General features: G+C 62.8%; 3 protein-coding genes. All 3 read right to left on the bottom strand.

The window, feature by feature from the left end:
* On the bottom strand, nt 1-15,297 hold a 15,297-nt coding region (locus tag NCS58_RS33840), incomplete at its 3' end, for a non-ribosomal peptide synthetase (protein ID WP_250539035.1).
* 202 nt (nt 15,298-15,499) lie between these two features.
* Nucleotides 15,500-16,396, bottom strand: coding sequence for a cupin-like domain-containing protein (locus NCS58_RS33835; protein ID WP_061117033.1), 897 nt, complete (start codon nt 16,394-16,396; stop codon nt 15,500-15,502).
* A 24-nt stretch (nt 16,397-16,420) separates the two neighbouring features.
* Nucleotides 16,421-16,600 (bottom strand): MbtH family protein, encoded by a 180-nt coding sequence (locus tag NCS58_RS33830; protein ID WP_061117032.1) that lies wholly within the window; start codon nt 16,598-16,600, stop codon nt 16,421-16,423.
* Nucleotides 16,601-16,608: the final 8 nt, after the last annotated feature.

Below are 16,608 nucleotides of genomic sequence, written 5' to 3'. Positions count from 1 at the left end.
GTTGCGGCCGAGGAACTCGATGTTGCCATCGGCACGATAACGCGCGAGATCGCCCGTGCGGTACATGCGCTCGCCGGATTCGAAGGGATTGGCGACGAAGCGCTGAGCGGTGAGCGCCGAGCGTCGCAGATAGCCACTCGCCAGACCTGCGCCGCCGATATACAACTCACCCGTCACGCCGAGTGGCACAGGACGCAAGGATTCATCGAGCACGTAGGCTTGCGTGTTGGCAAGCGGTCTCCCGATGGGAATCGACATGCCGTATGCGATGGCGTCGTGATAGGCATGCGTCAACACGCCCACGGTGGTCTCGGTCGGCCCAAAGTGATTGAGAATGCGCATGCCGGGCTTCAGCGCCTGCACGCGACGGATCCAGTCGGCGCGCGTCGCTTCTCCGCCGAGCACGAGCAGTTGCGTCGGCAATGCCGGGGCGGTGTCGAGCGTGACGTCAACGAGCGCGCGCAGATGTCCGGGCACGATCTTGAGAACATCGATGCCGCGCTGACGCATGTATTGCCCGAACAAATAGCTATCGGTGGTGCGCTCGTTCGACAGCACATGCAGCTCGTGGCCCGCGACCAGCGCACCGAACAGAATCGTATTGCCCAGATCGGTCGCGATGGTCGAAGCAAGTGCCATCTTCGACTGCGCTCGAACGTTCATCCTCGCGAGCACGCCGCTCAAATAGTTCGAGAGATTCCGATGACTCAATACGACGCCCTTCGGCTTGCCGGTCGAGCCGGACGTGTAGATCACATAAGCCGGGCAGTGCGCATGCATGTCGATGGCGGGTTCGATATCGGGACATGCTTGGACACGCCTCGCGTCCTTGTCAGGACAGACGATCGGCACGTCCCGCGCGACATCTGAAAGACCGTCGAGAAGCGATGTCTGAGTCACGAGCAGCGATACATCGGCGTCGTCGAGCATGTACCTGAGACGCTCCGCTACCGTGGTGGGATCGAGCGGCACATACGCAGCGCCTGCCTTGAGTATCGCCATCAACGCGACGATCATGTCGATGCCGCGCTCCATGCACAACGCGACGCGATGCTCTGGTTCGACGCCAAGCGCGATGAGATGATGGGCAAGCCGGTTGGCGCGGGCATCGAGTTGCGCATACGTGAGCGACTCGTTTTCAAAGACGAGCCCGATTGCATCGGGCGAGCGTCGCACCTGTTGAGCGAAAAGCTGATGGATACACAGATGCTCGGGATACGCAGCGGCGGTATCGTTCCATCGCCTGAACATTGCGTGCTCTTCGGGTAGCACGATCTCGAACGCATGCAGGGGCGCATCGGGTTGATCGAGCGCCTGTTCGAGCAGGCGCTCGAAGCGTTCCCCGAGCCTTGCAATCGTGCGCTCGTCGAAGAGATCGGACGCGTAGCTCAGGCTGCCAGCAAAGCGCCCTTGCGTGTGCGCGAGCTTCAACGTGAGATCAAACTTCGCGCCGGCTTCGGACGGAGGCAGCAACTCGAGCGTGAGTCCGGGCAAGGCGAGGGGCTCCGCCGGTGCGTTCTGCAACACGAACATCACCTGGAAGAGCGCCGTACGGCTGGTATCGCGAGCCGGCGCGAGTGCTTCGACGAGCTTCTCGAACGGCAGGTCCTGATGCGCGTAAGCGGCGAGCGTCGTATCGCGCACTTGCGTGAGCAACGTACGCAACGAAGGCGAACCGGAAAGATCCGCGCGCATGACCAGCGTATTGACGAACAGGCCGATGAGCGGCTCGACTTGCGCGTGCGTGCGATTGGCGATCGGCGAGCCGACTGCGATATCCGTTTGACCGGATAGACGCGCGAGCAGCGTCTGGAAGACGGCGAGCAGCAGCATGAAGGGCGTCGTGCCTTCACCTTGCGCGAGCCCGATCAGCCGCTCGGAAAGCACCGGGCTCAGAGCGAAGGGCAAGCTTGCGCCGCGCCCGCTGATGTGCGACGGCCGAGGGCGATCGGTCGGCAGATCGAGCGGCGCGAGCCCCTCGAGCCGATCGCGCCAATAGCGTGTCTGTCGTTCGAGTTCGGCGCCGGCGAGCCAGTCGCGCTGCCACAAGGTGAAGTCGGCATACTGCACGTCGAGCGGCGGCAACGCAGCAGGCGCGTTCGACAACGCCGCCGTGTAGCACGCGCCGAGTTCACGCACGAGCACGCCAGTCGACCAGCCATCGTAGATGATGTGATGGATCGTGAACAGCAGGACATGCTCTCGCGCAGACAGGCGCAGCAATCCAGCACGAAGCAGCGGACCGCGTGCAAGATCGAATGCGTGTGTTGCTTCGTCTTGTGCCAGGCGGCGGACTTCGGTGGCTTGCGCATCGGCATCGAGCGTATCGAGCGCGATCAGCGGCAAGGTGATCCGTGCTTGCGTCGCGATGCGTTGAACCGGCAAACCATCGTGTTGGGCGAAGCATGTGCGCAGGATTTCATGTCGATCGATGAGCGCATCCATCGCGCTCTGCAACGCGCGAACATCGACCGATCCGCTGAGACGCACGGCCACTGGAATGTGATACGTAGACTGCCCCGGGTTGAGCTGCTCTAGGAACCACAAACGTTCCTGCGCGAAAGACAACGGCAGATGCGTGGGGCGCTCACGGGTCCGCAAAGGCGGCAAGATGCTCGCGCGATCGGAAGGCGCATCGAGCGTAAGCGCTTCGGCAAGCGAGGCGACGCTAGGCGCATCGAACAGCGTACGCAAGGGCAGCTCGATCGCAAGCGTCTGACGCAAGCGCGAGACGAGTTGCGTAGCAAGCAGCGAATGACCGCCGAGCGAGAAGAAGTTGTCGAGGACGCTCACGCGCTCGAGGCCGAGCACATCGGCGAAGCACTGCGCGAGCGTGTGTTCGAGCAAGGTGCGCGGCGCGACATACGCGGCGAGGTCTTGCCATTGCGGATCGGGCAGTGCGCGACGATCGAGCTTGCCGTTGGGCGTCAGCGGCAACGCGTCGAGCAGCACGAAAGCCGACGGCACCATATAGTCGGGCAGACGCGAACTCGCATGTTCCCGAAGTTCGTCAATGTCGATATCGCCAGTTGCCGTGACATATGCGACGAGTTGCTGATCCAGCGTCTTTTCATGCCGCATGCGGGCGATGACGACGGCCTCGCGCACCAACGGATGACTGGCGACGTGCGTCTCGATCTCGCCGAGCTCGATACGAAAACCGCGTATTTTGACCTGGTGATCGTTGCGTCCGAGAAACTCTATATTGCCATCGGCGTGATAACGCGCGATATCGCCCGTTCGATAAATGCGCGCGCCGGCGATGAACGGATCATCGATGAAACGTTCGGCCGTGAGATCGGGCTGGTTCAGATAACCACGCGATACGCCCGCGCCGCCGATATACAACTCACCAATCGCGCCCGGCGGAACCCACTGAAGGTGCGCGTCGAGCAGATAGATGCGCGCGTTGGCAATCGGCTTGCCGATAACCGGTTGCATCTGATCGGCCGTGATTTCCGTGAGCGCGGCATCGACGGTGCATTCGGTCGGACCATAGACGTTGAACGCGCGAATCCGGTCAGCTAGCGCGAGCCTGTTCCACGTCTGTTGCGTGATCGCTTCGCCGCCGATAAGCAAGGTCAGCTCCGAGTGTCGACGCTCGAGCAAGCCGCTGGCGAGCATGACATCGAGTTGAGTCGGCGTGCAGTCGATGACGTCGATATCGGCGTTGTTCAGATACTCGATGAGCGCCGCGCTATCGGTGCGCACGTCGGCGGGAATCAAGATCAGCCGATGACCTGCAAGCAGCGCGGTGAGGCTCTTCAGCGAAGAATCGAACGCGATGCTTGCGTTCAGGCCGATGCCGGAGCGGGCGGCGCAACGTGCGAACACCGTTGATTGCAGCGCGTAATGCAGATTCACGACATGGTGATGCTCGACCATCACGCCCTTGGGCTTGCCGGTGGAGCCGGAGGTATAGATGACGTAGGCGAGATGATGCGCCGCGACGTTCGTTTGCGGGTTCTCTTGTGACAGCGCGTCATCGAGCGATGCATCGATATCGAGTACGACGAGCGCGCCCGTGTCGCCCAATGCTTCACGGCCCGCAGCATCGGCGAGCAGGAGACGCGGCGCTGCATCGGTGAGGATGTGGCTCAGTCGTTCGCCCGGATAAGCCGGATCGAGCGGCACGTAAGCGCCGCCTGCCTTCAGTATCGCCATCAACGCGACGATCATGCCGATGCTTCGCTCCATGCACAGCGCGACCCGATCTTCCGGCCGGACCCCGAGCGCGACCAGCCGATGCGCAAGCCGATTCGCGCGCGCATTGAGTTCGGCGTATGTGAGCGATTCGTCTTCGAATACAAGCGCGATTGCTTCAGGCAAGCGTCGAACCTGTTGTTCGAACAGACGATGGATGCACACATCTTCGGGATACGCCGCGGTCGTGTCGTTCCATCGTTCGAGCAACGCATGCTCTTCGGGCAGCACCAGTTCGAGCGCATGCAAGGGCGCATCGGGTCGATCGAGCGCCTGTTCGAGCAGACGCGTGAAGCGTTCGCCCAAGCGCACGATCGTTTGCTCATCGAACAGGTCGGCCGCGTATGCGAGCGTGCCGCGCAAATGATCTTGTGTTTGCGTCAGGTTCAGCGTGAGATCGAACTTCGCGCCAGCATCGGCGGGGCGCATTACTTCCAGCGTGAGGCCGGGCAGCGCGAGCGGCTCCATCGGCGCATTTTGAAGGACGAACATCACCTGGAACAACGCCGTGCGGCTGGTATCGCGAACCGGCGCGAGCGCTTCGACGAGCTTCTCGAACGGCAAGTCCTGATGCGCGTAAGCGGCGAGCGTCGTTCCACGCACTTGCGCGAGCAATTCACGCAGCGACGGCGATCCCGAAAGATCGGCGCGCAAGACGAGCGTGTTGACGAACAGGCCGATGAGCGGCTCGACCTGCGCATGCGAGCGGTTCGCGATAGGCGACCCTATGGCGACGTCGTTTTGACCGGATAGCCGCGCAAGCAGCGTCTGGAACACGGCGAGCAGCAGCATGAAAGGCGTGACGCCTTCCCGATTCGCAAGCGCGTCGATCCGATTGCACAACGCGGCACTCACCGCGAATGGCACGCTCGCGCCGCGTCCGCTCATTTGCGATGGACGTGGGCGATCGGCGGGCAGGTTCAGCGGTGCGAGTTCGGCAAGCTGATTGCGCCAGTATTGCGTCTGACGTTCGAGTTCGGCACCCGCCAGCCAATCGCGCTGCCACAAGGTGAAGTCGGCGTATTGCACGGCCAGTGGCGGCAGTGAGAGAGGTTCATTGCGCAATGCAGCCGCATAGCCCGCGCCGAGTTCACGCACGAGCACGCCCGTCGACCAGCCATCGGAGACGATGTGATGCATCGTGAACAGCAAGACATGTTCGTGTTGCGCAAGACGCAGCAAGAGCGCACGAAGTAAAGGACCGCGCTGAAGATCGAATGCGCGCGTGGCTTCATCCTGCGCGAGTCGACGCAGTTCGGCGGCTTGTGCATCGGAAGCGAGCGCATCGAGCGCGATGACCGGCAGCGCGATGTGCAAGTGCGGCGCGATGCATTGCACGGCCTGTCCGTCGTGTTGCGCGAACGTCGTTCGCAAGCTTTCGTGACGCTCCACGAGGGCGTTCAGCGCGGTTTCGAATGACGGCACATCGAGTGCTCCGTTCAGACGCACCGCGACCGGAATGTTGTAGGCGGATTGTCCCGGATTGAGTTGTTCGAGGAACCACACACGTTCCTGCGCGAAGGACAGCGGCAGACGAGCGGGCCGCTCGCGTGCTTGCAAAGGCGGCAAGGCGCTCGCGACGCGGGAAGGTTCGTCGAGCGCAAGCACTTCGGCAAGCGCGGCAACGCTCGGCGCATCGAACAAGGCACGCAGCGGCAACTCGATGGAAAGCGCCTGACGTACGCGCGACACGAGTTGCGTGGCCAGCAGCGAATGGCCGCCCAGCGAGAAGAAGTTATCGAACACGCTGACACGTTCGAGGCCGAGCACGCTGGCAAAGCATTGCGCGAGCGCATCTTCTAGCGATGTGCGCGGCCCGACATAGGTGGCCTGGTCCTGCCACTGCGGGGCGGGCAATGCGCGACGATCGAGCTTGCCGTTGGGCGTCAGCGGCAAGGCATCGAGCACGACGAAGGCCGAGGGCACCATGTAATCGGGTAAGCCCGATGCAAGATGTTCGCGCAACACGCTTGCATCGATCTCGTCCGTGCCGGTGACGTACGCGATGAGCTGTTGATCCTGCGTGGCTTCATGCCGCGCACGCGCGATGACGACGGCCTCGCGTACCGACGGATGACTGGCGATCTGCGCTTCGATCTCGCCGAGCTCGATGCGGAAGCCGCGAATCTTGACTTGATGATCGTTGCGTCCGAGAAATTCGATGTTGCCATCGGCGCGATAGCGTGCGATGTCGCCGGTGCGATACATGCGCCCGCCCGGTACGAAGGGATCGTCGAGAAAGCGCCCGGCGCTGAGTTCGGGACGATTCAGATAGCCGCGCCCAACACCCGCGCCGCCGACATAGAGTTCGCCCACGGCGCCGACAGGCATCAAGCGGCGCTCGGCATCGAGCAGATAAATGCGCGTGTTCGCAATGGGACGGCCGATGGGCACCGGGTTCGACTCTTCCGGCAGGCACCGATACGCGGTCGCCCAAACCGTCGCTTCCGTGGGACCGTATTCGTTGTAGAGCGCGACCGGTCGGCGCAGCGTCGAGCTTTGCTTCGCGAGTCCCGGCGGGCACGCTTCGCCCGCGACGATGATCTCGCGGAGCTTATGAGCATCGCTCGACGACATGCTGTCGAGAATGGCCTGGCCGAGCGACGGCACGCACAACACACGCGTGATGTCGCGATGCCGCACCAGTTGGATGATCGCGTCCGGGTCTCGCGCGGTATCGAGATCTACGAGCGCAAGACAGCCTCCGTTCGTGAGCGTGCCGAAGAGGCCCGCGACGGAGCTGTCGAAAGCGAGCGACGACAGCAGCAGGAAGCGTTCGTTCGATGCGCGCTCATAGAACCGGTGCCGCGCGAAGGTGGACGCGACGAGCGTTCCGTGCTCGATCGCAACGCCTTTGGGCTTGCCGGTCGAACCCGATGTGTAGATCACGTAAGCGAGGTTGTTCGGCCCGACGTTCGGGCGCGGATCGTGCTGCGGGAACGCGTCGTTGAGCGCTGCATCGGGATCGATGACCGTGAGCGAACCCGTGTCGCCCAATGCTTCGCGACCGGCGGCATCGGCAATGAGCAGACGAGGCATCGCATCGGTGAGGATATGCGTCAGCCGTTCGCCTGGATAGGCAGGATCGAGCGGCACATACGCGCCGCCTGCCTTCAGTATCGCCATCAACGCGACGATTCCGCCGATGCCGCGCGCCATGCAGAACGCGACGCGATCTTCCGCTTGCACGCCCAGCGCGATCAGCCGATGCGCAAGCCGGTTCGCACGCGCATCGAGCTGCGCGTACGTGAGCGACTGATCCGCGAAGATGAGCGCGAGCGCATCGGGCGTGCGCCGGACTTGCTCTTCGAAGAGCTGTTGAATACAGACATCGTCGCGATAGGCCGTTGCCGTGTCGTTCCATCGTTCGAGGAGCGCGTGTTCCTCGGGCAGCACGAGCTCGAGCCCAAAGAGCGGTGCATCGGGCTGATCGAGCGCCTGTTCGAGCAAGCGCGCGAAGCGCTCGCCGAAGCGCGCGATGGTGCGTTCGTCGAACAGGTCGGTAGCGTAGTTCAGGCTGCCGGTCAGATGGTCTTGCGTATGAGTCAGGTCCAATGTGAGATCGAACTTGGCGCCGGCTTCGGCCGGCGGCAGCAACTCGAGCGTGAGTCCGGGCAAGGCGAGCGGCTCCGCGGGTGCGTTCTGCAACACGAACATTGCCTGAAACAACGCGGTGCGGCTGGTGTCGCGAACCGGCGCGAGCGCTTCGACGAGCTTCTCGAACGGCAAGTCCTGATGCGCGTAAGCAGCGAGCGTCGTATCGCGGACTTGCGCAAGCAACGTACGCAACGAGGGCGACCCCGAAAGATCGGTGCGCAACACGAGCGTGTTGACGAACAGGCCGATGAGCGGCTCGATCTGCGCATGCGTGCGATTGGCGATGGGCGAGCCTACGGCGACATCGTTCTGTCCGGACAGTCGCGCAAGCAGCGTCTGGAACACGGCAAGCAGCAGCATGAAAGGCGTGACGCCTTCGCGGTGCGCGAACGCATATAGCCGTTCACATGACGCGGGGCTAAGCGCGAAAGGCAACGTTGCGCCGCGTCCGCTGATCTGTGCGGGGCGCGGACGGTCGAGAGGCAAATCCAGCGGCGCGAGATCGGCAAGACGATCGCGCCAGTATTGCGTCTGACGCTCCAGTTCCGCATCGGCGAGCCAGGCACGCTGCCATATCGTAAAGTCGGCGTATTGGACAGGCAAGGGCGGGAGCGCAACCGGCTCCTTGCGCACTGCAGCCGTATAGCATGCGCCGAGTTCACGAACGAGCACGCCGATAGACCAGCCATCGGAGACGATGTGATGCATCGTGAACAACAGGACGTGTTCAGCGGATGACAAACGCAGCAATTGCGCGCGAAGCAGCGGTCCATGCTGGAGATCGAAGGCGCGTGAGGCTTCGATTTGCGCAAGGCGGAGGACCTCGGCGCTTTGCTCATCGGCGACGCGTTCATCGAGTTCGATGAGCGGCAGCGCGATCTTCAGGCTGGAAGCAATGCATTGCACTGCCTGGCCGTCGTGCTCCACGAACGATGTGCGCAGGCTCTCGTGACGCGCCACGAGTGCGTTCAACGCTGTTTCGAATGCGTGAACATCGAGCGAGCCCGAGAGGCGCACGGCGACCGGTATGTTGTACGTCGATTGTCCCGGATCGAGCTGATCGAGGAACCACAAGCGTTCCTGCGCGAACGACAGCGGCAGTTGCACGGGACGCGGCAACGCTTGCAAGGGCGGTCGCGCACCGGGTTGACGAGCCGTGTCCTCCAGCGCGTCGGCGAGCGCCGCGACGCTTGGCGCATCGAAGAGCGTGCGCAAGGACAGTTCGACCGACAGGGCTTCGCGCAGTCGCGAGACGAGTTGCGTCGCGAGCAACGAGTGACCGCCGAGCGCAAAGAAGTCATCGAAGATGCTCACGCGTTCGAGGCCGAGCACGCTGGCAAAGCACTCCGCAAGCGATGTTTCAAGCGATGTCCGCGGCGCGACATACACGGCGAGGTTCTGCCATTGCGGATCGGGCAGCGCGCGGCGATCCAGCTTGCCGTTTGTCGTAAGGGGCAAGGCATCGAGCGTCACGAACGCGGATGGCACCATGTAATCCGGCAAACGCGAACTGAGATGCTCGCGAAGATCGCTCGTATCGGTGTCTGAAACGCCGGTGATATAGGCGATGAGTTGCTGATCCTGCGTCGCTTCATCGCGCGCACGCGCAATGACGACGGCTTCGCGCACCGCCGGATGACTGGCAATCTGCGCTTCGATCTCACCCAGCTCGATACGAAAGCCTCGAATCTTGACCTGATGATCGTTGCGCCCGAAAAACTCCAGACTGCCATCGGGCCGATACCGTCCGAGATCGCCCGTACGATAGAGCCTCGCGCCCGGAACGAACGGATCGTCGATGAAACGCTGGGCGGTCAGCTCGGGCCGATTGAGGTAGCCGCGCGCCACGCCCGCGCCTCCGACATACAACTCGCCCACCGCACCGACAGGCGCGAGCCGCTGTTGCGCATCGAGCAGATAGATCGTCAGGTCGGGAATGCGCACGCCGATCGGGCTGTGGCTGTCCGCGCAGTCTTCGCGATCGAGCGGTCGATAAGTCACATGCACGGTCGTCTCGGTGATGCCGTACATGTTGACGAGGCGCGGCTGCCGATCCGAATGACGTGCGTACCACGTCTCCAGCATCGAAGGATTCAACGCCTCGCCGCCGAACACGACATAACGCAACGCGGTGGGCGCATCGTTCGTTTCCTGCGCCTGTATCAGTGCACGAAATGCGCTGGGCGTCTGATTCAGCACGGTCACGCGTTCCTGCTGAAGGAGTCGAATAAAGTCGGGCGTGAAACGCGCAACCTGTTGCGGCACGATCACGAGCTTGCCGCCATAACGCAGCGCGCCCCACATTTCCCAGACCGAGAAATCGAAGGCGAACGAGTGGAACAGACACCAAACATCGCGTTCATCGAAACCGAACCAGTCGTGCGTCGCATCGAAGAGACGAACGATCTGCGCATGCTCGATCATCACGCCCTTGGGCTTGCCGGTCGAACCGGACGTGTAGATCACGTAAGCGAGATGCGACGGAGCGACGGCTGTAAGTGGATCGTCTTGCCCGATTTCGTCGTCGAGCGATGCATCGGGATCGATCACGGTGAGCGTGCCCGTATCGCCGAGCGCCGCGCGGCCGGCGGCATCGGCGAGCAACAGGCGCGGTGTCGAGTCGATGAGAATGTGGCTCAAGCGCTCGCCCGAATAAGCGGGATCGAGCGGCACATAAGCGCCACCCGACTTGAGGATCGCGAGCAATGCGACCATCATGCCGATGCCACGCTCAACGCATAACGCGACGCGATCTTCCGGCCCCACGCCCAACGCGATCAGACGATGCGCGAGCCGGTTCGCCCGCGCGTTGAGTTGCGCATAGGTCATGGATTGATCTTCGAAGACGAGCGCGACCGCGTCGGGCACGCGCCTCGCCTGCTGCTCGAAGAGCTGATGAATGCACATGTCCGATGGATACGAAGCCGTATCGTTCCATGTCTTCACCAGCAAGTCGTGCGTCTCGGGCGGCACGACATCGAGCTGGTTCACCGGCGTTTGCGGCGCCTCTTCGAGTGCCTGCGCAAGGCTCGACAACGCCTGTGCCATATATCCGCAGAGCTGTTCGGGCGACAGCGGCGCGACGGTCTGCGCGATGAGGCCGAGACTATCGCCGTTGTCGTCGACGCACAGCGTCAGCGGATAATTCGTGCGCTCTTCGGCGCCGAGCAGTTCGATTCCATCGAAGGCGGTGTGCCGTTCGTCGGATGCGCGATTATGACGATAGTTGAGCAGCGCATTGAAGAGCGGCGCGGGCGCGGCAACGCCGCTGCACCGTTGAGCGAGCGCGAGCGGGGCATGCTGATACTGCAGCAGCGCGGCAAGACGGTCATGCGCAAGACGCGCGCTGTCCGCGACGGAAGCGTCGTCGATGTCGAGGCGAACCGGCAAGGTGTTGATCACGAGCCCGAGCGCCTGATCGACGCCCGCCTGCATGCGTCCGAGCAACACGGTGCCAAATACGACGCGCCCATCGGAATCGAGCGCGCTCCCCGCGCTCAACACGCGCGCCCACGCGAGATGACAGAGACTCGCGAGACTCACGCCGATATGCCGGGCCTGCGCGCGCAGACGTGCATCTAGCTCTGCGGGCAGCGTGATGTGCGCTTCGGCGACGGCCGAGCCGTCGTGATGCACATCGGTCAAGCCGAACGGCAACGTGGGCTCGCTGACATCGGCGAGCGTGTCGCGGAAAAAGGCTTCCTGCGCTTCACGGTTCGCACCGAGCCGGGCCTGCGCGACGAGGTCGCGGAATGGTTGCGCCGCGCCCAACGCGTGCGCGCGGCCATCGAGAATCGCGCCGATTTCCGCATGCATGACTTCGAGCGTCGCATGATCGCCGATCAGATGATGCCAGTTCAATTGCATCAGCCAGCGATCACCGCACGCCTCGCGTGCGATCGCGATCTGCATCAAGGGCGCACGAGCGAGATCGAGGCGCTGCGTGCGCGCATCGAAACGATGCGTCAGATCGTCGACCTCAACGATCGTCACGGGCGCGTGACGCAGGACGACCTGCGCTGCCGTCGTCACGCCTTCGTGAACGAACGCGGTGCGCAGAATGTCATGCCGCGCGACGACCTGTTGCAACGCATCGACCCATGCATCGAGACGGGCGCGGCTGTCGAACGCGAGGCGAGCCGTTTGCAGATACGGATCACCTTCGGTCGTGAGCATGTGATGAAACAGGATGCCTTCCTGCAGCGGCGCGAGCGCATAGATATCCTGAATGTTGGAGATCCCGCCAGGCACCTGATCGACGATGCGATCGATATCCGCCTGCGTCAGCGCGATGAGCGGCAGCATGTCCGGCGTGATGGCGCTGTTCGCGGCCGTGATGGCATTGGGCGGCACGACGATGTCGGACTTCGGCGCGGCGTAATCGATGGCATCGGCGAATGCGCTGAGCACGGGCGTCGCGAAGAGATCGCGCACGCTCGCTTGCAGCCCGATGCGCCGCAAGCGCTCGATGAGCGTCACCGCGAGCAGCGAGTGGCCGCCGAGCGCGAAAAAATTGTCATGCCGGCCGACACGTTCGATGCCCAGCAGCTCAGCCCACAGATCGGCGAGCGCGCTTTCGGTGCGACCTTGCGGTGCTTCGAAGGGACGCAGCGCGAAGGCGTCGGCTTGCGGATCGGGCAACGCGCGGCGATCGAGCTTGCCGCTCGGCGTAAGCGGCAGCGCATCGAGCGTGACGAACGCGGCGGGCGTCATGTAGTCGGGAAGACGCGAACTCAGATGCTCGCGCAAGCCGCTTGCATCGATGCCGAATTCATCGCGCGCGGTGACGTAGGCGATGAGTTGCTGATCCTGCGAGCCGGGCGTGCGCGAACGCGCAATCACCACGGCATCGCGCACCGCCGGATGACTCGCGATCTGCGTCTCGATCTCACCGGGCTCGATGCGAAAGCCGCGAATCTTGATCTGCAGATCGTTGCGTCCGAGGAATTCTATGTTGCCGTCGAGATGAAATCGGGCGAGATCGCCGGTGCGGTACATGCGCGCGCCCGGCACGAAGGGATCGTCGAGAAAGCGCTCGGCCGTGAGCTCAGGACGATTCAGATAGCCGCGCGCAACACCCGCGCCGCCGATATACAGTTCGCCCACGGCGCCGGGCGGCACCACGCGACGCCGCGCGTCGAGCACATAGGTGCGCGTGTTGGCGAGCGGCTTGCCGATGACCGGTTGCGCCTGTTCGTGCGTGATCTCCGCGAAGGTCGCATCCACCGTGCACTCGGTCGGACCATAGACGTTGAACGCGCGTATGCCTTGTGCACGCGCGAGACGGCTCCACGTCTGCGGGGTGAGTGGTTCGCCGCCGACGAGCACGGTCAGTGGCGTTTGCCGTCGTTCGAGCAGACCAGCGGAGAACAGCGATTCGAGTTGCGTCGGCGTGCAGTCGAAAACGTCGATATCAGATGTATCGAGAAAATCGACGAGCGCCATCGCGTCGGTGCGCACATCGGCGGGAACGACGACGAGTCGATGTCCGGACAGCAACGCGGTAAGGTTCTGCACGGACGCATCGAAGGCGATGCTCGCGTTCAGCGTAACGCCAGCATGCGGCGTGCAATGCGCGAACACTGTCGATTGCAACGCATGATGCAGATTCATCACATGCCGATGCTCGACCATGACGCCCTTGGGCTTGCCGGTCGACCCGGACGTGTAGATCGCATACGCGAGATGATGCGAGGCGAGGCCGGGCACATGCGGATCGGTTTGCGGCAGCGCATCGTCGAGCGATGCATCGGGATCGAGCACCGCAAGCGCACCGATATCACCGAGCGCGTGACGGCCCGCCGCATCGGCGACCAGCAACAGGGGCGAGGCATCGCCGAGTATGTAACTCAGGCGCTCCCCCGGATAAGCCGGATCGAGCGGAATGTACGCGCCGCCCGACTTGAGTATGCCGAACAACGCGACAATTGCGCCGATGCCGCGCTCCATACACAACGCGACGCGATCTTCGGGACGCACGCCGAGCGCGATCAGCCGATGCGCGAGCCGGTTCGCACGCGCATTGAGCTGCGCAAACGTGAGCGATGCGCCATCGCAGACGAGTGCGACGGCGTCGGGCGTGAACCGGGCCTGCTGCTCCAGAAGCCGATGAATACACTCATGCTCGGGATACGGCGCGGCTGTGTCGTTCCAGCGTTCGAGCAGCGCCTGTCTTTCTGGCAGCACAAGCTGAAGCGTATGCAGCGGCGCATCGGGCTGATCGAGCACTTGTTCGAGGAGACGCGTGAAGCGGCGCGCGTGCGCATCCACGGACTCGGGCGTATAGAGCAACGGATTGCCATCGAACATCAATTCGATGCCGAGTTCATCGCCCTGGTCATGCACGATCAGCGCGAGATCATCGGGCGTGCCATAGAACGAGCGATTCGAGCCGATGAGGCAGCCCGCGAAGTTCAGCGCGCGGCTGTACTCCGGCATGATGTTCACGGTGGGACCGAAAAGCGGCCTGTCGGCTTCGATGCGGCCCACATCGCGCCGGATATCTTTCACGCGATAGCGTTGATGACGCAGCACCCGGCGGCTCTGCCGTGACACGGCATCGAGAAGATCGACGATGGTCGTGCGTTCGTCGACGATCGCGCGCAACGGCAGCGCATTCGACAACATGCCCGGCACGCTTCTCGCCAGACGCCCGACGCGTGCGGTGACGGGCAAGCCAAGCACCACTTCGGGCTGGCCGCTCAGACGTGCGACGTAGGCGGCCATCACCGCCGTCATGATTTGCGGCCAGGTGGTGCCGTTGCGTGCGGCCATCTCGCGCATGCGCGCGGTCGTGTCGGGCGATAGACGGATTTGCGCGCTCGCCTGCGAATACGCGTGGGCAGGCATCGGCTCGGGCGCCATGCACGCCGAGAGGATCACAGGCTCGGGGCAATCCTCCATGTATTCCTGCCAGAACTGCCGATCGCTTTCGAAGGCGCCGGATGCGCGATACGCTGCGTCGCTGTCGAGCAGATTGGCAAGGGGCGCCCAGCCGGACGGCGCGGGATCGTGTCCTTCGATCAGTGCCGAATAGACGGCTGCGAGCCGCTGCGTGAAAAGCAGGAACGAAAATCCATCGAACGCGACATGGTGAATCCGCTGAAAGAAGAAAAAGCGCGTGGGGCTCGCCTGAAAAAGCTGCGCATCGAATAGCGGCCAATGACCGAGATCGAATGCCGTGGCGAGCGCGGTCTGCACATCGCGATCGATCGCTTCCAGCGGATCGGGTGCGTCGCTTACATCGACGACGCGCAGCGTGAAGTGCAACGGCTCATCGGGCACGATCTGACGCGGCAAGCCGTCGGTGACGAGCAGGCGCACGCGCATGCCTTCGGCTTCGTCGACGGTTTGCCGCAGCGCAGCCTGAAGCACATCGACATCGAGCGGCCCGATGATCTCCGTGAGTTGCGCCAGATTGAAGCGCGGATCGTGCAAATCGAATTGCTGCCGAAAGAAGATGCCCGATTGAGCAGGCGTGATGGGAAAACCGTGCATGGCGTCGATCCGTAGTTGAGAGCACGCGCGTGCTCTGGAAAGCGATGGTCAAGGACAGGGTCACCAGAACGCGGTGGAAGAAGCGCACGCGCGTTCGCGCGCGGGTCCACCTGGCACAGATCCCTGCGTGTTCGTCAGACTGATCCGGCGGCGAGGAGGGACGAAAATGCGCCTCGATCGTCCGCGGGTGCGGATATGAAACTCACGAAGTCACGAGTCGGGATAGCGAACCGAGGGCGACGAACGCTCTCATGCGGAACGCGAGCATCGCGCTTTGCTGCGCGTGGATGACGTCTTTCACGGCGGGATCGCTCAATGAACCGATGCGATTGAGCGGCGTTCTGAAACAATGAGCGAGTGTGATGCCGAAATCGCTATCGGCGGGATCGACGCCATGCCACCAGAACGGCGGAATATAGAGAACGTCGCCGGACGCAAGCGTCGCTTCGAACTTCGTCAGTGCACCATCCGCGGGAAAAAAGCGCGCGCTGTCATCCATGTGATGAAGATTGGACTTGATCGGCACGGCATACGCCTGCCAGTCTTCGCTGGACAGCTTGAACATGGAAATGCGCTTGGTCCCGATGAGTTGCGTGGTCAGCGTCTCGTCGGTCGTATGGTAATGCCATTCGGTTGAAGCATTCCGATAGATGAAGAGCCGGTCTTGCGCGTAGGCGCGCGGCGGTCGATCGCGCTCTGCTTCGAGAAAATCGTAATGGCCGAGATCGGGCTTCCATTCCGCCGGAATAGGCAACGCGCGAATCGCATGTGTCTCGTCCGGCCCTGCATTGCGCAGACGCGTGATGGCCTGACCGAGTTTCAGCTTCGGGAGATTTGCATACCAGAGGCCGGTGGGCGAGGCGTTGAACGCATCGGAGACGCCGACTTCGCTATCCGTCAATGCTTCCAGATAACCCGGTGCATTCCATTTCTGAAGAGCGGGCCAGTTGCGCACAGCCCGCCTGATGACAACGGGTTTCTGAGCACAGACATAGTCGCTCCAGAATTGCCCGCGGCCGAGCGTTTCATTATCGATGGACGGAAGCTGTACGCTGCGTCCCGGAACAAGGTCGATCACTTTCACAATGTGCTTGGCCATTTCCCACTCCCAGATCGAGAATCATCAGGACCGTGCAGTCCAGTTCTGTTCGATGTAGTCCAGGCATTGCCTGCGCGAACTGTCTGGATACTCCACTGTCCAGCCGTCCGGAACGTCGAGATGAGCGGGCCAGAGCGAGCGCTGCTGCGATTCGTTGATCAGGACACGGAACGTGCCCTGATCGTCGTCGAATGGGTTGTCCACGCTGTTGC

Source organism: Caballeronia sp. INML3B (assembly GCF_023631305.1).
GTDB classification, from domain to species: Bacteria; Pseudomonadota; Gammaproteobacteria; order Burkholderiales; family Burkholderiaceae; genus Caballeronia; species Caballeronia turbans.
Note: the sequence above shows the minus strand (reverse complement) of the source record. Positions and strands in the feature narration are given on the sequence as shown.